The sequence below is a fragment of the Lentzea sp. NBC_00516 genome (assembly GCF_036346835.1).
In the GTDB taxonomy this organism is placed as follows: Bacteria; Actinomycetota; Actinomycetes; order Mycobacteriales; family Pseudonocardiaceae; genus Lentzea; species Lentzea sokolovensis.
This window is the reverse complement of record NZ_CP107840.1, coordinates 7,839,812-7,858,463: the sequence shown is the minus strand read 5'-3', so window position 1 is coordinate 7,858,463 and position 18,652 is coordinate 7,839,812. Positions and strand designations below refer to the sequence as shown.

General features: G+C 70.4%; 14 protein-coding genes. All 14 read right to left on the bottom strand.

Annotated elements, in window-relative coordinates:
- Positions 1-24: 24 nt before the first annotated feature.
- The 14 genes from OG205_RS36250 to OG205_RS36185 all read right to left on the bottom strand — a co-directional run bounded on the left by OG205_RS36250 (position 25) and on the right by OG205_RS36185 (position 18,321).
- The gene (locus tag OG205_RS36250; protein ID WP_330272370.1) at positions 25-468 is read right to left on the bottom strand and encodes a hypothetical protein; all 444 of its coding nucleotides are present in this window, start codon (positions 466-468) and stop codon (positions 25-27) included.
- The gene (locus OG205_RS36245) at positions 459-3,188 is read right to left on the bottom strand and encodes a hypothetical protein (RefSeq protein WP_330272369.1); all 2,730 of its coding nucleotides are present in this window, start codon (positions 3,186-3,188) and stop codon (positions 459-461) included. Before OG205_RS36245 ends, OG205_RS36250 begins: the two co-directional genes overlap by 10 nt.
- A 6-nt stretch (positions 3,189-3,194) precedes the next feature.
- On the bottom strand, positions 3,195-3,488 hold the full coding sequence (locus OG205_RS36240; RefSeq protein ID WP_330272368.1) for a hypothetical protein: 294 nt from the start codon (positions 3,486-3,488) through the stop codon (positions 3,195-3,197).
- A gap of 170 nt (positions 3,489-3,658) precedes the next feature.
- Positions 3,659-3,934: a hypothetical protein gene (locus tag OG205_RS36235; protein ID WP_330272367.1), complete on the bottom strand. Its 276-nt coding sequence runs from the start codon at positions 3,932-3,934 to the stop codon at positions 3,659-3,661.
- 26 nt (positions 3,935-3,960) lie between these two features.
- A complete protein-coding gene (glmM, locus tag OG205_RS36230) occupies positions 3,961-5,295 on the bottom strand; it encodes a phosphoglucosamine mutase (RefSeq protein WP_330272366.1) in 1,335 nt (444 codons plus the stop codon).
- A gap of 129 nt (positions 5,296-5,424) precedes the next feature.
- Positions 5,425-6,027, bottom strand: coding sequence for a 30S ribosomal protein S9 (gene rpsI / locus OG205_RS36225; RefSeq protein WP_330272365.1), 603 nt, complete (start codon positions 6,025-6,027; stop codon positions 5,425-5,427).
- 26 nt (positions 6,028-6,053) lie between these two features.
- Positions 6,054-6,497: a 50S ribosomal protein L13 gene (rplM, locus tag OG205_RS36220; RefSeq protein WP_030478339.1), complete on the bottom strand. Its 444-nt coding sequence runs from the start codon at positions 6,495-6,497 to the stop codon at positions 6,054-6,056.
- Between the two features lie 256 nt (positions 6,498-6,753).
- A complete protein-coding gene (locus OG205_RS36215; RefSeq protein WP_330272364.1) occupies positions 6,754-7,041 on the bottom strand; it encodes a WXG100 family type VII secretion target in 288 nt (95 codons plus the stop codon).
- A 67-nt stretch (positions 7,042-7,108) separates the two neighbouring features.
- A complete protein-coding gene (locus OG205_RS36210; RefSeq protein ID WP_330272363.1) occupies positions 7,109-7,414 on the bottom strand; it encodes a WXG100 family type VII secretion target in 306 nt (101 codons plus the stop codon).
- A gap of 147 nt (positions 7,415-7,561) precedes the next feature.
- The gene (locus tag OG205_RS36205; protein WP_330272362.1) at positions 7,562-7,948 is read right to left on the bottom strand and encodes a hypothetical protein; all 387 of its coding nucleotides are present in this window, start codon (positions 7,946-7,948) and stop codon (positions 7,562-7,564) included.
- Between the two features lie 25 nt (positions 7,949-7,973).
- Complete coding sequence (locus OG205_RS36200; protein ID WP_330272361.1) at positions 7,974-9,776, bottom strand: type VII secretion-associated protein; 1,803 nt, start codon at positions 9,774-9,776, stop codon at positions 7,974-7,976.
- 81 nt (positions 9,777-9,857) lie between these two features.
- On the bottom strand, positions 9,858-12,512 hold the full coding sequence (locus OG205_RS36195; protein ID WP_330272360.1) for an AfsR/SARP family transcriptional regulator: 2,655 nt from the start codon (positions 12,510-12,512) through the stop codon (positions 9,858-9,860).
- 41 nt (positions 12,513-12,553) lie between these two features.
- Entirely contained in the window at positions 12,554-15,259 is a 2,706-nt protein-coding gene (locus OG205_RS36190) for an AfsR/SARP family transcriptional regulator (RefSeq protein WP_330272359.1), read from the bottom strand.
- 359 nt (positions 15,260-15,618) lie between these two features.
- On the bottom strand, positions 15,619-18,321 hold the full coding sequence (locus tag OG205_RS36185) for an AfsR/SARP family transcriptional regulator (protein ID WP_330272358.1): 2,703 nt from the start codon (positions 18,319-18,321) through the stop codon (positions 15,619-15,621).
- Positions 18,322-18,652: the final 331 nt, after the last annotated feature.

Genomic DNA, 18,652 nt, shown 5'->3' with positions numbered 1-18,652 from the left:
GGCCTCTCGGCCGGAGAAATCCGGTCAGCTGAGCCAGGTCTGGCCGCTCAGGTCGTCATCGTCGTCCACCGGGGCCGCCCTGCGCGGCCGGGCCGGCGGAGGCGGCGGCGCGACCGGGAGCGGCGGGGCGGGCTGGGGCGCGGGCGGCGGAGTGAACCCCTGCGGGGTGTAGCCGCCGTCGTCGTCCTCCGGCCCGAACGCCAGCTCACCCGCGCCGCGCTCGGGACGCTCCCACTGCGGCTTGCGCGGCTGCTGCTTCTCGCCCTGCGCGACGATGTTCTCGGCGCTCTTCTGCGCGGCCGCGACGTCCTGCTTGTGCTTTTCCTCGCGAGCCGCGATGTCGGCGGCCACCTTGTCCTGGCTCGCCTTGAGCTCCGCCGAGACCTCCGCGGTGGCACGGCGGGTCTTGGCGATGTTCTCGTCGAACAACGCCTGAACGCGCGGGTCCACTTCTCCGATCATCGCCATGGGTTGGCGGCCTCTCCTCGGTCTTCACCCAGCGTGGTCTGCATGGCGCTCAACGGGTTGCTGTTGTCGTCGTCGAACAACGTGCCCGTGGTGCGCCACTGGCTGGCTCCGCGCTCGGTGTCGCCGCCCTGCTGACCGCCGGCTCCGGCTCCGGCACCGCCGCCCATCATGCCGCCGCCACCCATCATGCCGCCGGAGGCCGCACCGCTCGGCGCCTGGCCCTGGGCGTCCTGCATGGACGGCAGGTTCGCGGAACCCGCCTGGCCAGCCTCGGACGGGTTCGTGTTGAACGAACCGCCGCTGCTGTCGCTCGAGTTCGGGCTGCTCCACGCGCTGTCGGCGTTCGAGCCGCCGAGCACGGACTCGCCACTGCCCGCGCCGCCGGTGAACGAGACACCGGACGTCGACGTGCTGTCGGAGGCCTGGGCGAACTGCGGGGCGCTCTCCGCGGAGATCCTGGGCTCGCCGACGTTCGGCATGATGCCGTTGTCCTCGATGTAGCTGCGGCCCGTCGACTCCTGGAAGCGCTCCGCCACGTTCGGCGTGGTCTCCCCCGGCGGGCTCCAGACCTGGTCGCCCGCGGGTGCGGGCATCGTCTGGAAGCCGGACTCGGCGGGCATCGTCTGGAAGTCGGCCTCGGCGGGCAGCGTCGTGACCACGTCCTCGACGGGCTGCGGGAAGTCGGACTCCGGCGTGCGCAGGCCGTCCTCGAGCCTGCCGCCGTCGGAGCCGCCCCCGCCGGGACCGGACTCGGAGCCCGGCGTCTGCGCGGCCGGGTTCTCGTCCTCGCCGAAGCCCACGCCGATCTTGTCGGGCGTGCCGTCGCCGTTGTCCGCGGTCAGGTTGATCTCACCGGTCTTGGTGTCGACCTCGGCGGTGAAGTTGACGCCGTCCTGCTCGATGTGGATCTTGCCGTCCTCGCCGACCTCGACCGGGATCGGGTTCGACTCCGAACCCAGCGGGCCCGTCGTCGGGGCGGCGCCGCCACCGGGCGCCGGGGTGCCGCCCGCGGCAGGCGTCTGAGCGCCTGGCGTCTGGGCACCCGCGGTCTGGTTCGAGGCGGTGAGCTGGTTGGCCATGTTGGTGATGGCCTGCGTGCCGTTCTGCCCCATCAGGGCCTTGGCGGCCTCGGGGTTCTTGCTGAAGTCCAGGTCGTAGGTCTTCGGCTCGCCCTTGGGCGTGTCGATCGTCATCTTCACGTGCCCGTTCGAGTCGGGCTCCGTGACCTTGATCGTGTTGTCGCCCGCCGTGACCGTGACGGTCTCGAGCTCTTCCTCCGGCTTGGGCTGGTCCGGCTTGCCGTCGCCGTCGAGGTCGTCGGGCTTGCCGTCGCCGTCGGTGTCACCGGGGACGTCGGGCTTGCCGTCGCCGTCCTTGTCGAGCGGGTTCTCCGGCTTCGGCATCTCCGGCGCGCCACCGCCGCCACCGCCGCTCGGGCTGCCGCCACCGCCGCCACCGTTCGGGCTGCCGCCGCCACCGCCGCCGCCGTTGTCGACGTTCTTGCGGCCGCCGCCCTGATCGGAGAACGCCGGGGGGTCGCCAATCGGGCCGAACGTGTCCTTGAACGCGTTCTTCAAGCCCGTGAACATGGCCTTGTAGTCGGCGTCGACACCGGCCTGCACGGCCTGGCAGTAGCCGTCGAACGCCTTCTTCTTGCCGTCGAACTCCTCGCAGAGCGCCTTCAGCTTCTGCTTGGCCTCGTTGATGATGGATTCCCGCCGGCCCGTGACCCAGGAATCCCAGCCGAGGCCCGCGAGAACGCCCGACAGGATGCCGCCGGTGAGAGCGCCCACGACACCGCCGACGACCCAACCGGGCAGGCCGGTGAGTCCGTCGAGGATGCCCGCGTCGTTCTCGAAGATGTCGCCGTTCGCCTGACGGATCGCGGTCTCGGCCTCCTCGACCGTCAGACCGCCGCACTTCTCCGAGTACTGGTCGTGGATCTGCTGCGCGAAGTCCTTGACGTGCTTCTGCATGTTCGTCACGCCGGCGGTGACCGCGCCGGGAGCCGTGCCCGCCTGCTGCACGAACGTCTTCGAGGCGCCGGCGAACTTGGTCCGGTACTCGCCCGCGGCCTTCGCGGCGGAGCCCTCCCAGGAACCGAGCCCGTTCCAGGCGGAGCCCAGCGCGTTGTCGTGCGCCTCCGCCTTCTTCACGTTCTCGGTGAGCTTGTGGGCGTCTTCGCGGAACTTCGCGAAGTCGATGTCGCGAACCTCGTCGTACTGCCGGTAGATGTCGTTCTGCAGGTTCGGCGCGGCACCACCGTGACCGCACGCCTGCGCGGCCTTCGGGTAGATCGGGATGAACTTCTCGAAGAACCTGAGACCGGGGGCGCCGGCGTCGAGCAGCGTGTTGCTGTTCGGAACGTCACCCTGCTCGTTCAGGACCTTCTGGGTGGAGCCGAGCTCGCGCTCCACCTTGGCCTGGTCGACGAGCTTGTCGGCGTCGCCGCCCTTCTTCTCCCACTGGGCGCGGTCGACCTCCTTGCCGGCGACCACCCCCATGCTCAGGCCGCCGGTAGGAACGGCCAACGCCGCGCCGAGCAGGTAGCTGCCGACGCCGGGATCGCTCGGAACATCGACTCCGTTGGCCTTCGCGTACCGCTCGACGTCCTCGTCCGAGGCGCCGGCACCGGCGAGCGCAGGTACGAGCTGCTTCTTGGTCTCCGGAGTGACGTTCGGGTCGTCGAGGAGCTTCTTGATCTCGGTCTGATCCGCCACGACTCGTTACCCCTTGAACTGGCTCGAGGTCTGCGCCTCGTTCGACTCGTACGTCTTGGCGACGTCCTTCAGGCGAGTGGCGATGCCGGTCGCCTCCTTGCCGAACTTCTCCAAGTCCTGGCCGAAGAGGTCGAAGCAGGCCTTGTACTCGGCGGCGACGCCCTGGAACTTGCGGCCGACCTGCCCGGCTCCCACACCCGGCACGGCCGCGGCCTTCATCTGGATCAGGGCTGATCCCTCTGCCTCGTACGTCCCCGCAGCCTTGGTCAAATCGCCGGACTGAACGCCGAACCCAGCCATCTGCTCGCCTCCCCTAGTCCCCGATCTGACGCAATTCGGCCTCATCGGGTTCCGCCATACAGTGCCAGCTCGGATCACGCGGTGACCGGAGCTCCAGGATGTCGGTTGCCTTAGTAAACAGCCATTCGGCGCAAGACGCCGATGATCACCACTGAACAGGTGGCGCCTGGTCACCAGCCGCCGGGCGCGGGCGGCTGTGTGCCGGGCGGGGGCTGCTGCGGGTACCCGTGGGACGGGTACGGCTGCTGCTGGGGGAATCCCTGCTGGGGAGGAGCCTGCTGCGGAACTCCCTGCGGGTACTGCTGCCCGTACGGCTGCTGGGGATGGCCGTGACCGGGCGGGAACGGGGGCTGGGCGACGGATTTGCGCTTCGACGTCGTGACGACGGCGATGACGACCGCTGTCACACCTCCCAGGAACACCAGGAGTACGAGCAACATCAACATGGTCATTCCCCAGCCCCCATCTGTCCTCAGTGCACCGAGGAAACCACACCCGCGAGGCGCTGCGCGGCCGACTCGGCCTGTTCGTGGCTCGTCGCCTCGACCATCACCCGCACGAGCTGCTCGGTTCCGGACGGGCGCAGCAGCACGCGGCCGGTGTCGCCGAGCTCGGCCTCGACGGCGGCGACGGCCTCGCTGACCGTGGACGCCTTGGCGACTGCCGCCTTGTCGGTGACCTTCACGTTGATCAGGACCTGCGGCAGGCGGCGCATCACCGAGGCGAGGTCGGCGAGCGACTTGCCGGTCTCGGCCATGCGGGCCATCAGGCGCAGCGCGGTGAGCAGGCCGTCGCCGGTGGTGGCGTGCGCGGGCAGCACGACGTGGCCCGACTGCTCGCCGCCGAGCGAGAAGCCGCCGGCCTTGAGGTCCTGCAGCACGTAGCGGTCGCCAACGGCGGTGGTGCGCAGCCGGATCTTGGACTCGCGCATGGCGATGTGCAGACCGAGGTTGCTCATCACGGTGGCGACGAGCGTGTCCTCGAACAGCTCACCCGCGTCGCGCATGGCGAGCGCGAGGACCGCGAGGATCTGGTCGCCGTCGATCGGCTCACCCTGGGCGTCCACGGCGAGGCAGCGGTCGGCGTCACCGTCGTGCGCGATGCCGAGGTCGGCACCGTGCTCGCGGACCGCGGCGGCCACGACGTCGATGTGGGTGGAACCACAGCCGGCGTTGATGTTGAGGCCGTCCGGGTTCGCGTTGATCGCGATCACCTCGGCCCCCGCGCGGCGGTAGGCGTCCGGTGCGGCCACCGACGCGGCACCGTTCGCGCAGTCCACCACGACCTTGAGGCCGTCCAGGCGGTGCGGTGTGACCTTGAGCAGGTGCTCGACGTACTGGGTCTCGGCGTCGGGAACATCACGCACCCGGCCGATGGCGGCACCGGTCGGCCGGTCGAAACCGGCGCCCATGTGCTGCTCGATCTCGTCCTCGACCGAGTCGGGCAGCTTGTGGCCACCGGCGGCGAAGAGCTTGATCCCGTTGTCCGGCATCGCGTTGTGCGACGCGGAGATCATCACGCCGATGTCGGCGCCGAGGGATGCGACCAGGTACGCGACGGCGGGCGTGGGCAGGGCACCGACGCGCAGCACGTCCGCGCCGGCCGAGGTGAGGCCCGCGGTGACGGCGGCGTCGAGCATCTCGCTGCTCGCCCTGGGGTCGCGGCCGACGACGGCGATGGGGCGGTGGGAGCGGTCGTGCTCGGCGAGCACCCGCGCCGCCGCGGAAGCGACGGACATCGCGAGTTCAGGGGTGAGATCGGCGTTGGCGAGACCGCGTACACCGTCGGTGCCGAACAGGCGGGCCATGGAACCTCCGAAGTGGACACTGCAAGGCGGCGGGGACTGACCCGGAAAACCCGGAAACCCTTGAAAACACTGCGGGAGCAGCAGTTCGTAGTGAACTGCTGCTCCCGCAGGTACAGCTGTAACGCCAGATCAGCGCTTGGAGTACTGAGGCGCCTTGCGGGCCTTCTTCAGACCGTACTTCTTGCGCTCCTTGACCCGCGGGTCACGAGTGAGGAAGCCGGCCTTCTTCAGGACCGGGCGGTCCTCGATGTCGATGGCGATCAGCGCACGCGCGATGGCGAGACGCAGCGCACCGGCCTGGCCGGTGATGCCGCCGCCGTGCAGGCGACCGATCACGTCGAAGGTCTCGGGCTTCTCCGTGGTGACGAGCGGCTCCCTGATGAGCTGCTGGTGCACCTTGTTCGGGAAGTAGGCCTCGAGGGTCTTGCCGTTCAGCGTGAACTTGCCGGTGCCGGGCACGAGGCGGACGCGGACGACGGCCTCCTTGCGGCGGCCGACGGTCTGCGCGAGGTGCGCGGCGCCGTTCAGCGAGGGCGCGACCACCGGCGCGGAGGTCTCGTCGACCTCGGCCTCGTCGGCGTCAGCCTCGACGGCCTCGGCCTCAACGGCGTCAGCCTCGACGGCTTCGGGAGCCTCTTCGGCCTCAGGAGCGTCGACGACCTCGGCCTCGACAACCTCGGCCTCGACCTCGGGGGTCTCGACCTCAGGGGTCTCGTTCTCAGGGGTGGTCACAGGAACTTCCTCGGTGTTCTCGTCGCTCACTGGGCGATCTTCTTGATCTCGAAGGCCTGCGGCTGCTGCGCCTCGTGCGGGTGGCTCGCGCCTGCGTAGACCTTGAGCTTGTTCGCGATCTGACGGCCAAGGCGGTTCTTGGGCAGCATGCCCTTGATCGCCTTCTCCACCAGGCGGTCCGGACGCGTGTCCAGGACCTCGCCGAAGGACTGCTTGCGCAGACCACCGGGGAAGCCGGAGTGGCGGTACTGGAACGCCTGGTCGCGCTTCGCACCGGTCAGAGCGACCTTGTCAGCGTTGATGATGACAACGAAGTCACCAGTGTCAACGTGAGGTGCGTAAGTCGGCTTGTGCTTGCCGCGCAGCAGCGTCGCGGCCTGGGTGGCGAGCCGGCCGAGCACCACGTCCTGGGCGTCGATCACATGCCAGGTGCGGGTCACCTCACCGGGCTTCGGGCTGTACGTGCGCACGGATCTACCTCGTCGTCACTTGCGTCTGGGGTCACTGCGGCGGTTGCCCCAGACCGATCTTGGACGAACCAAGCGGTGGTTCCGAGACAGGCGCGACACATAGGGGTGCCAGCTACCGCACAACAACGTCAGAAGATACCGGATGGGTGCTCCGGGACCAAAACGGCCCCTCCGAAGCCACCTCACCATGGACATACGCGAGCCCCGGACCACGTGGTTCCGGGGCTCGCGAGAGTTTCTAGCCGACCGCGGCGATTTACCAGCGCGCGGCGTTCTGACGCTCGGACGTCTCGTAGGCCTCGCCGGCCTGCTGCACGGCGACACCGATGGCGGCGAGCACGGCCTGCAGGTCTGCGGCGGCCTTGTCCCACTTCTCCTGCGCGGCCTGGTACTGCGTGGCGGCGTCGCCCTCGTAGCCGGAGAGCGTGCTCGTCACCTTGGTGCGCAGGTCGTCCAGCTGCTGGTCAACGCTCTTGGCGGAGCTGCTGATCGACGAGGCCGCGTTCGCCACCTCGGCGAAGGTAACCCTAATCGGACCGGTCATTGTTATCTCCCCTGGGATGTTTTTGAAGTCTGGAAATGCGAGAAGCGACTAGCGAACGAAAGCAAGATCAGCTGAGTCGGCTGGTGATGTTGGACATGCTCGACTGCTGCTCTTCCTCGTTGCGGGCGTAGACGTCCGCGGAGCTGGAGATCTGCTCGGCGATGGCCATCAGCGCTTCCTGCACCTTGGCCGCGTCGTCGTGGAAGCGCGACATCAGGTTGGCGAACGCGGTGGCCGCGCCACCCTGCCAGCTGCCGGCCAGCGTGTCGACGGTGCTGCCCACCTGACGGAGCGTGCCCTGCGTCTGGTCGTTGACGTCGGCGATGTGCTTCGCCAGCGCGTCGAGCTCTTCAGACGTAACGGTCAATGCCATTGGGAGATGCCCCCTTCAGAGAACTTCAAGTCGTACTTCTTGGTTCGTACGTCTCTTCCGACGAGGACCCTGCCACGTCGGTTCCGCCCTGTCGCGATTTCGTTCGAAGTAGTTGCGCTAGTAAACGGCTCCGGGTGAAACCAGGCGTCAGTAGAGGATTCGCGACTGCGAAAAGTCCTCGTCATCGTCACTCACACGGGGAAGCTGACCACTCGGACCGGCGACGGCGGAAGAACCGAGAGTCACCCGTTCCGTCTCAACTGGAGCGGGCGCGGTGAGTTCGGCGACGCTCGGCACCGGTTCGACGGCCAAACCCCGATCCGCGCGGAAGCCCGCGGCGGCCTGCTGGACCTCGCCGGAGGTGGCCTGAGCGCCGGGCTCGACCTTGCGCTCACGCGCCTGCGCGGCGAGATCACGCGTGCGTTCCCGCAGCTTGGCGTTGCGTTCACCGACCTCACCCGACGCGCGACGGGCACGGGTGACCGCGGCTCCTACCTCGGCGCGGAACCGGGCGAGGACCTCGGTGGCGGACATCGGCGACTCCCTGACGTTGCGACTGTCACTTGATGACGAGCGAGCTGACGATCCGCTCGCAGGCGGTGCGGACCTGGGCCTTGGTGGCCTCCGTCGCCTGGCAGCCCACGCTCACCTGGACGTCGCCGGCGAACTGGATGTACCACTCGACCCCGGTCACTTCGACCACTTCGCGATAGTGAACAACAGACTTGCCCGCGAATGTCGTGTTGTCGACGAAGTCGGCGACCTCGTCGCCATTGTCCTTGCGTTGCTGATACAGGCCCTTCAACTCACTCAACGCGCGAACTCGGTCCTGGTCGCTGTTGTACGTGAGAGTTTGCTCCTGCACAGCAATTCGAGCTTCCGGTTGTTTGCTATCGGAATTCTTGCGCTCAATCGGTTGCAAAAGCACCTGTCGATCACCGGCCGCGCCGCCGGTCTGCTCCCACCCGTCCGGCCGGGTGAAGCTGTAGTCGTAGACGGCGATCTGGTCGCCGGGCGGAGTCGGCTGCTGCGGCGGCTTGCGGTTCAGCCAGAGGTAGCCACCGGCACCGGCCGCCGCGAGGAGGATCACGACACCGATCGTGATGAACAGCGGCGCCTTGCTCTTCTTCCGCGGCGGCGACGGCGAGGCCGTGGCGAACGACACGGGGAACTGCCCGGGAGGCGGGGGCGTGATCCGGCGGGTGATCTTGCGGGTGGTGTCGTCGCCGACCCTGAGGTTGTGAGTCACCTCACCCGACGGGCCCTTCGGCGACGGGGCGACGCCGCCGGTCCGTTCCGGATCGAGGCTGACCGCCCGCAGCGCGCCGCGGGCCACCACCGTCTCCGGCTGGTCGATGCTCGTCGGCACCACGCGGATCTGGTCGTGCACCAGGCGCGCGACGAGAGGGATCCGGCTCGACCCGCCGACCAGGAACACCCCGGCGAGTTGCTGGGGCCGCAGACCGGCGTCGCGGACGGTGGCGGCGGCCAGCGCGGCAGCCCGGCTCAGCGGCGCGGTGATCAGCTGCTCCAGGTCCGACCGCGTCACGTGCGCGTCGGGGAACGGCTGCGGCATCGGTACGTCGGTGTAGGCGTGCCGGGACAGCGTCTCCTTGGCACCCCGCACGTCCTGCCGCAGCACCCGCCGCTTGCGCCGGTCGGCCATCTCGCGGCCCTCGACGAGCTGCCGCCACGCCTCGGGGTCCTTGGCCGCGACCAGCCCGCCGACGTGTTCGAGCAACGCCTGGTCGATGTCGGCGCCGCCGAAGCTCGGGTCGCCCTTGGCGGACAGCACCCGGAAGCTCTTGCCCGCGCGCGCCACCACGCTGGCGTCGACCGTGCCGCCGCCGAGGTCGAGCACGGCGAGGGCGGCACCGTCCGGAATGGAGTGGCTCGCGGAGTGGAAGACGGCGGCGGCCACCGGTTCGGGCACCAGCACCAGCTCGCGGCCGAGCCCGCGCGCCGCCTGCAGCAGGACGCGGGTGCGGACCGTGCCCCAGTCCGCGGGGTGGGTGAGGACGAGGAGGTCTACGGGCGCTCCTCCGCCAACGCGCCGTGCTTCCCCTACGGCTCGGGACAGCACCGCGCGCACAACGTCCACAACGGGCAGCACGGTGCTGCCGAGCAGCAACTCCCCCTCGTCGACGCGGCGCTTCGGGTGCGGCTCGTAGCGGGCCGGGTCGACCGCGGCCTGGCGCTCTGCCTCCTGACCGACGAACAACGTCCCGTCGGCGGCGGCGAACACGGCGGACGGCACCAGCGGCTGGCCGTCGAACACGACGACCTGCGGCTCCCGGCCGTGCGCGGAGATCGCGACGCAGGTGCTCGACGTGCCGAAGTCGACCGCGACGTGCAGGCTCATGCACCTTCCCCTCTTCCGGGCACATGCTTACCCGATGGGACTGACCTGGACGACACGGATGGCAAAGGTCGCCGCGGGAGTTCAGCTCAGCGCCGCCGCCCGCGCGGCCAGCGCGTCCGCCCGTGCGTCATTCCTCGACCGATAGATGTCGACGGCTTCCAGCCAGACGGCCGCGGCTTCGTCGAGCCTGCCCTGACCGACCAGCACGTCGCCGATCAGCACCAGCCCCTCGGTCACTCCGTCGGTGTCGCCGACGTCCTTCATGAACGCCACGACCGCCCGCAGTTCCGGCTCGGCCTCGGCGTACCTGCCCCACCCCGCGAGCGCGGCGGAGCGGTAGGCGCGCACGCGGATCACGAGGAACTCGTCGCCGTGCCGGGCGGCGAGCGGTGCGACGATGTCGGTCTCCCGCAGTGCCTTCTCCCACTGCCCGTCGCGGTTGAACCTGGCCGCCAGGTTGCAGTGGCTGATGATCTGCAGGTTGAGATCGCCGATCTCGGCCGCGATGACGAGGGACTCGCGCAGGTAGGTCTCCGCCTCCTCGCGGCGCCCGAGCGTGCTGTACAGCTTCGACATGTTGCCCAGCACACCCGCGACCGAGACCCGCTCGCCCTCCGCCCGCACGAGCTCCAGCCCGATCTCGAAGTTGCGCAGCGCCTCGTCGAAGCGCCCCAGGAACTCGTAGATCGCGGCCAGCTTGGTGCGGGCGATGCCCTGCTCCGCCACCGAGCCGAACCCCTGCACCGCCTCGAACAGGTCGACCGCGTCGTGCCGGTGGGTGCTGTCGACGATCAGGTGGCTGTGCAGGTGGACCGGGATCAGCAGAGCGTGCCGGTGCAGGCCCCGCGCGATCGCGGCGAACGCGACGGCCTTGAGGTTGGCCCACTCCTCCCGGCGCCACCTCTGCGCGACGAACCACGACGAGAACTCCTGCGGCATCACACCGGACGTCACGGCGTCGGCGCGCAGGACGATCTTGTGCGAGTCGAGCGAGGTCGCGTTCTCCAACGTGTGGACGTACCACTCCGTCAGCCGCAATGCCGCTTCTTCTTCGCCACCGCACAGTTCCGCCGAGTACACGCGCAACAGGTCGTGCAGTTCGTACCGTCCCGGAGTCCGCGACTGCACCAGGTGATCGGCGACCAGCCGCTCCAGCAGGCGACGGGCCTGGGCGACGGAGACGCCGGCGAGCGCGGCCGCGGCGCCGGCGTCGAAGTCCGGGCCGGGATGCACGGACAGCAACCGGAACATCCGTGCCGAGTCGGCGTCCAAAGCCTGGTAGGACCAGGACAACACCGCGCGCACGTCGATGTCGTCGTAGTCGGTCAGCGCGTCGAGCCGAGCCTCGTCCAGCTCCGCGACGAACTCCCGCAGTGCCACGTCGGGGAAGCGCGCGACCCGTTCGGCGAACACCCGCAGCGCCAACGGCAGCCCGGTGCAGCGCTCGACGATCTCGCGCGCGGCCTCCGGTTCGGCGTGCAGCCGCTCGGCACCGAGCACGGCCGTGAGCAGTTCCAGCGCCGCATCCAGGTCCAGCTGGCGCAGGCTGATCGAGGTGGCGTCGTGCTGCGAGACCAGCGCGCGCAGCTGGTTGCGGCTGGTGACCACCACGCGCACGCCGGCCACACCGGGCAGCAGCGGCAGCACGTGGCGAGGCGCGGCGGCGTTGTCGAGCACCAGCACCATCCGCCGGTCGGCGAACGTGGTGCGCAGCAAGGCGAACCGCGCGTCCGCGTCGGTGGGGACCTTCTCGACGCCCAGCCCCACCAGCAGGGTCTCCGCCGCGGCCGCCGGATCGACCGGCTGCGCCTCCGGGTCGAACCCGCGCAGGTTGAGGTACAGGTCACCGTCCGGGAAGTCGTCCCGCGCCTCACGTGCCCAGCGCAGTGCCAGGGCGGTCTTCCCCACGCCACCGACGCCGTGCACGACGGTGACACCGCTCGTCTCGCCGAGCAGGCGGAGCTCGTCGTCGCGGCCGACGAAGTTCCGGACACCGGCGGGCAGCTGCCGCGGCACCTGACGACCGCCGGAGGGCACCTCGCCGCGCAGGATCTGCTGGTGCAGCTCCTGCAACGCCGGGCCGGGATCGACACCGAGCTCGTTCACCAGCTGCTCGCGCACCCGCTGGTAGGCGGCCAGCGCCTCGGCCTGCTGGCCGGCGCGGCACAGGGCCAGCATCAGCTGCCGCCAGAACGACTCCCGCAACGGATGATCGGTGACGAGCGATCTCAGCTCGGCGACGAGCTCACGGCCGAGTCCGCGGTGCAGGTCGGCTCCGATGCGCGACTCCAGCGCGTCGAGCCGTTGCCCCTCGAGCCTCGGGACGTCCTCGCGGTGCAGCGAGTCCGAGGCGACGTTGCCGAGCATCGGGCCACGCCACAACGCCGTGGCGGTGGTGAAGTCCTGAGCAGCCGCCACAGCCCTGAACCGCAGCAGGTCCAGCTCGTCGGGGTCGGCGTCGAACCGGTAACCCCCTGGCACGGTGCGCACGCGGTTCGCGGCGCCGAGCGACTTGCGCAGGCGGGCCACGACCATCTGCAACGTCTTGTGCGCGCGGTCAGCCGTTGGCGGCTCGCCGTCCCACAACCTCTCCACGAGCTCGTCCACCGACACGAACTCGTTGGGGCGCAACAACAACGTCGCCAGCAACGTCTGCACCTGCCCGGCAGGCACCGCCACCGGCTTCCCGTCGAGCAGCACTTCCAGCGGACCCAGCACCCGGAACTCGACGCTCACGTTCACCCCATTTCACGACGAGTGTGGCAGTTCATCAAGCGTCAGGAGAGTTCGGCGATCCGGGCTCGCAGCTTCTCCGCGGCCTTCTCGTTGCCCATGTCCTCACGCAGCAGCAACGCCTCCTTCAACGCGGCCACGGCGTCCTCCGCGCGTCCGGCACGGGCGTGTGCGTCGGCGAGGTTCTCCAGCGTCACGGTCTTGATGGCGACCGACAGCTGGTCGCCGGGCAGTGCGAGCACCCGCCGGAACGTCGCGACGGCCTCGGTGAGGTGGCCGCGTTCCAGGTGCAGCAGACCGCGGGTGTCCAAAGTGGATGCCGCGAGGTCGGCCATGCCCGCCTCCGTGACGACGGCGTACGCCTCGTCGTTCGCGGTGAGTGCGGCGTCGAACTCCTTGAGGCTGACCAACGTCATCGAGTAGTTGTTCAGCGCCATGGCCAGCCCGGACGGGGAGCCCTGTTCCCGGCGCTTCTCGATCGCTCGTTCGTGCAGGGCCTTCGCCGACTCCAGGTCGCCGCTCATCGCGTGGTTGACGGCCCACTGGTCGAGGGTGACCGCGATGCCGTGCAGGTGGCCGATCTCCTCGCGCACCCGCAGCGCCTCGGCGTAGTGGACGGCGCCGTCTGCGAACGCTCCCAGGGAGGAAAGGGCGTTGCCGAGCGAGTGCAGGGTGATGCCCTCGGCGTACCTGTCGGCACTCGCGCGGGCGGCCGCGAGTGCGACGCGGTACAGCGCGATCCGTTCCGACGGCCGCCCGCGCAAGTGGAGGTAGCCGAACATGACGGTCGCGAGCTGCCAGGCGTGCTGGTGCAGGCCGTGCTCACCGGCGAGCCCGACGGCGGCGAGGAGGTTCTCGTGCTCGGTCTCGCACCAGGCGGCGGCGACCGCCGAGTCCTCGAACAGCACCGGCTGCACGCCGTCGGACAACGGGCCGAACGTGATGGTGACCCGGCTGTGGCGCAACAGCCGGTCGGCGCCGTCCACCGAGTGCAGGTAGAACTCCAGCAGCCGGCGCACGGCCGCGAGCCGCTCGGTGGCCGGATCCGCTTCCCGCAGCGAGCGCGCGTACTCGCGCAGCAGGTCGTGGGAGGTGTACCGGCCCGGCGAGCGTTCGTCGAGGAGATGCATGCGTGCCAGCGTTTGCAACGACCTGCGCACCTCGGCGCGACGGCGGCCGTCGAGCGCGGTGGCCGCGTCCAGGGAGATGTCCGGGCCCGTCGTCAGGCCGAGCAGCCGGAAGAGTCTCGCCGTGTCGTCGTCCAGACGGCTGCAGGACGTGGCGAAGACCGCCTCGACGTGGGTCATCAGGCCGTCCGAGGCCCTGAGCTCGTCGACGAGCGCGCGCAGGCCGAGGCCGGGATCGTCGGCCGCCCGGGAAGCGGCGACGGCGAGGGCGAGCGGCAGGCCGCCGCAGAACGCGACCAGGTCCGCGACGGCGTCCGGTTCGGCGGCCACGCGCCCCGCACCGAGGCGGGCGGTGAGCAGTGCGACGGCGTCGTCCTCGCCGAGCAGGTCGAGCGTCACCGGCACCGCGCCCTCGCGGACGACGAGTCCGGTGAACCGGTTGCGGCTGGTGATCACGACCAGGCAGCCGCGGCCTGCGGGCAGCAGCGGACGGACCTGTTCGACGTCGCGGGCGTTGTCGAGCAGCACCAGCACCCGGCGGTCGGCGACGACGCTGCGGTAGAGCGCCGCGCGTTCGGGCAGGTCCACCGGAACCCTGCCGCCGGACACCCCGAACGCGCCGAGGAACGCCGCCAGCACCTCGGCCGGGTCGGCGGGATCAGCTGACGGATCGAAGCCGCGCAGATCGACGTACAGCTGCCCGTCCGGGAAGCGGTCCGCGACCGAGTGCGCCCACCGCACGGCCAGCGCGGTCTTGCCGATCCCCGCGGTGCCGTCGATCGCGGTGATCACCACCGCCGCCCCGCCCGTGGTGACCTCGGTCAGCCTGGCCAGTTCGGCGTCGCGACCGGCGAAGTGCACGGCCCCGACGGGCAACTGCCGAGGCACGCCGGTCCGCGAGGCCGGGTCGAGCAGCCGCGCGTGCAGGTCGCGCAACGGCTGACCGGGCTCGACGCCCAGTTCGTCGTCGAGGTGATCGCGGATCTGCTCGTACGCGGCGAGCGCCTCCACTGGCCGTCCCGCCTGGTGCAACGCCTGCACCAGCTGCGCCCAGAACCCCTCGCGCAGCGGGTGCTCGCCGGTCAGCTCCCACAGCTCGTCCACCAGCCCCGCCCCACGCCCGTGCGCCAGATCGGCCTCAATGCGCCGTCCGTGCACCACGAGCCGTTCCTCGACGAGCGGCGGCACGTCCTCGCGGTGCAGGTGCTGGGAGGCGACGTTGGACGCCACCTCACCCCGCCAGTGCGCCAGCGCGGCAGCGAACTCGCCCTCGGCGGCGAGCCGCCGGAACCGGGTCAGGTCGAGCCGCTCCGGGTCGACCTCGGCCAGGTAGCCACCGGTGGCCGTGCGCACGCAGTTGGCGTCCCCCAACGCCATCCGCAGCCGCCGAACGACCATCTGCAACGTCTTGTGCGCGCGGTCGAGCGTGGGCGGCTCACCGTCCCACAGCCGTTCCACCAACTCGTCGACGGACACGAACCGGTTGGGCCGCAACAACAACGTGGCGAGCAGAACGCGCCCGCGCCCGGCGGGAACCGGCACGCGCACGCCGTCGCGCAGCACCTCCAACGGCCCGAGGACGCGGTACTCGACGTTCATGGGCTCCTTCACCTGCTCGTCCACAGTGGATTCTCGAGGGCGTGACCGAAGTGTGAGCGCCGGTCGGCAAGCTCATCATCAGCCGGGGACGACAGCGGCAAATGGCTTCGCCTGGGGGGTCGCTGTCGCCCCGGCTGCTCCAGGCCGTCAGCCTCTCGGCGAGCTCCTTCGCCCGCCAGTTGCCGAGAGCACGCGGTCCGTCTCACCCAGCACGCGGTACTCGGCTCGCACAGGTCCTCCCAGGTCGCGGCCAGTTTAGCGGTGTGTGATCACGGTGTGAGCAAAGTGTGAGCGGGGTCGGGCAGAGTACTTCTCAGCGGTGCTGGTGGCTGAGTTACCTGGGGGGCCACCAGCACCGCTGATCAGTTCCCGGGACGCCGGTCTCAGTTCAACGAGGCCAGCAGCTCGCGCACGTCGTCCGCCTGCGCGTTGCCCAGGTCGTCGTAGACGTCGAGCGCCGCGAGGTAGTAGCCGCGGGCCGCGTCCAGTTCGCCGAGGTCCCGCTTCATGTCGGCCAGCCGCACGAGCGTGTCCGCCTGGTAGTGGCGGTAGGACAACGTCGCCTGCAGCTCGACCGACCTGAGGTAGTTCGCCTCCGCCTCCTCGTAGCGGCCCAGCGCGCGGTAGATGCTGCCGAGGGTGTCGCGGTTCGAGGCCACCACGGTGTCCCGCTCGTCCGGCACCAGCTCCAGGTACATGTCACGGGCCTGCTCGGCGTGCGCCGCCGCCTCGTGGTGGTCGCCGAGCTCGTGGTGCACGAACGCCAGCGACGCGGAGACGCTCGCCAGTTCGATGCGGTCGCCGCTGCGCATCGCCACGTCCAGGGCACGCAGCAACGGGTCGAGCGCGCGCAGGTGCTCGTCCTGCCTGGCCAGCAGGTAGGCGAGGCCGCGCAGGTCGTTCGACAACCCGATGAGGTCGCCCAGCCGTTCGTCCAGGGCGATGGCCGCGCGGAGCTGGCGCTCGGCCTCGTCGAACTCCTGGCCCGGCACCAGGCAGGACACCAGGCCGCGGCGGGCCCGGCACTCCCCTTCGAGATCACCGGCCCGGCGCGCGGCGGCGACGGCGAGCCGTTGCAGGCGTTCGCCCTCGCGCCACCGTCCGGTGGCCAGCAGGAAGTGCCGGATCGCCCAGACCGTGCGCCACACGTGACCGTCGAAGCCCGCCTCGCCGGCCGCGACGACCGCGGGACCGAAGACCGCGCGTTCCCCGGCGTACCAGCGGTCGGCGTCGGTGCTCACCTCGAACGCCAGCACGACGGCGCCGGGAGCCGGGTCCGGTGTGGTGATGGGCTGGCGCAACGGGTCGGACCTCACCGCGGCGGCCAGCGCTGAGTGCATGAGGTGGTCGAAGAACCGCCGTTGGGCAGCCGCGCGCTCAGCGGCCGACAGACGCAGAGCCGCCTCCTCCGCCGCGTACGAACGCATCAGGTCGTGCAGCCGGTAGCGGCCGTTCTGGCTGTTGATCAGGCTGTAGCGGACCAGCTCGTCCAGCGCGTCTGCCGACGGGTGTGCCATGAGGCTGGTCGCGGCGGGCTCGGTCACGTCCGGGCCGGGGTGCAGGCCCAGCAGCACGAACAGACGCGCCGCCACCGGGCTCAGCCACCCGAACGTCCACGAGAACACCGCCCGCACGCTGGTCAGCGGATCGTCGGTGTCCAACGCGTCGAGCGCGGCGTGTTCGAGCTCCTGCACGAGCACGTCGAGCGGGTGCTGGTCGAGCGTCGCCCGTGCCGCCACGACGGCGAGCGCCAGCGGCAGTCCCGCGCACAGCTCGACGAGCCTGGCGGCCGCCGCGGGTTCCTCCGCGACCCGGTGCGCGCCGACCCTGCCGCCGAAGAGCGTCATCGACTCCTCCGGCCCCAGGACGTCGAGCTGGAACGCCCTGTCCTGCGTGACCAGGCCGCGCAAGCGGTTGCGGGACGTGATCACGGCCAGGCTCTGCGTCCCGCCCGGCAGCAGCGGCCGCACCTGCGCCACGTCCCGGACGTTGTCGAGCAGCACCAGCACCCGCCGCCGCGACAGCAGCGTCCGGTAGCTCTCCAGCATCGCCTCGGTGGCGGCCGGGATCTCGTCCGCGGGCACGCCGAGCGCCAGCAGGAAGTCGCGGGCCGTGCTGATCGGGTTCACCGGGGCCCCGGTCGGATCGAACCCGCGCAGGTCGCTGTAGAGCTGGCCGTCCGGGAACCGGCCGGCGATCCGGTGCGCCCACTGCACCGCGAGCGACGTCTTGCCGATGCCGCCGCTGCCGTTGATCACCAGCTGCCCGGACGCGAGCACGGCGTCGAGCCGCTCGAGTTCCCGCTCCCTGCCGACGAAGTGCGGCAACGCGGTCGGCAGCTGCCGGGGAACGTGGTGATGCGACGGAACGAGCACCGCAGAAGGGATCTCTCCAGCCAGGACCCGCTGCTGCGCCTCGCGCAGGCGCGGCCCCGGCAGGACGCCGAGCTGCTCGCCCAGCACGGCCGCGACCTCCTGGTAGGCCGCGAGCGCGTCCGCCTGCTGCCCGCTGCGGTGCAGGGCGAGCATCAGCTGCGCCCAGAACACCTCGCGCACCGGATGCCGGCCGGTGAGCGTCCTGAGCTCCGGCACCAGTTCCGCCGCGACACCCAGCTCCAGGTCGTAGTCGATCCGCTTCTCCAGCGCTGCCAGGCGTTCCTCGACCAACGCCGGCACGAGATCGCGGTGCAACGACTCCGACGGGACGTTCGCCAGCACCGGCCCGCGCCACAACGCCGTCGCCTCAGCGTGTTCACCGGCCTTCAGGTGGGTGCGGAACCTGAGCAGATCGAGCTGCTCCGGCTCGGCCACGGCCACGTAGCCGCCCGCACGCGTCCGCACGCAGTTCGCCGCGCCGAGCGCCCGCCGCAACCGGGTCACGACCATGTGCAGCGTCTTGCCCGCGCGGTCCGCACTGGGTGGCGCCCCGTCCCACAGCCGTTCGACGATCTCGTCCACGGAGACGAACTCGTTGGCGCGCAGAAGAAGCGTGCCGAGCAGAACCCGGCACCGGCCGGCGGGGACGGTGACCGGGACACCGTCGAGCAGTACCTCGAGCGGCCCCAGCACGCGGTACTCGACTCGCACGTCGCCCCTCTCCCGCTCGGTGACCGAGCGCCGAGTGTAGGGGCGAGGACTCAGTGTGACCGAAGTGTGAGCACCACCGGGCAAAGTGGTCATCAGCCGGAACGACGAGAGTGACAGCGAAGTCTTGGGGGGCTGTCACTCTCGCCGCACTCCCTCCGGGCCGCCCCTCCCCAGTGGTGCGGTCCGGGAGGAAATCCGGTCATGGGGGGAGCCGGACAGTCCCCTGCTGTTCGGTGAAGGCCCGCGGCTTCGGCTGCGGGCCTTTTTTCTCGTGCCGGGAAACCGGTGTCATCGAGGCGTGAGCGTCGCGTGAGCGGCGTCCGGCAGAGTC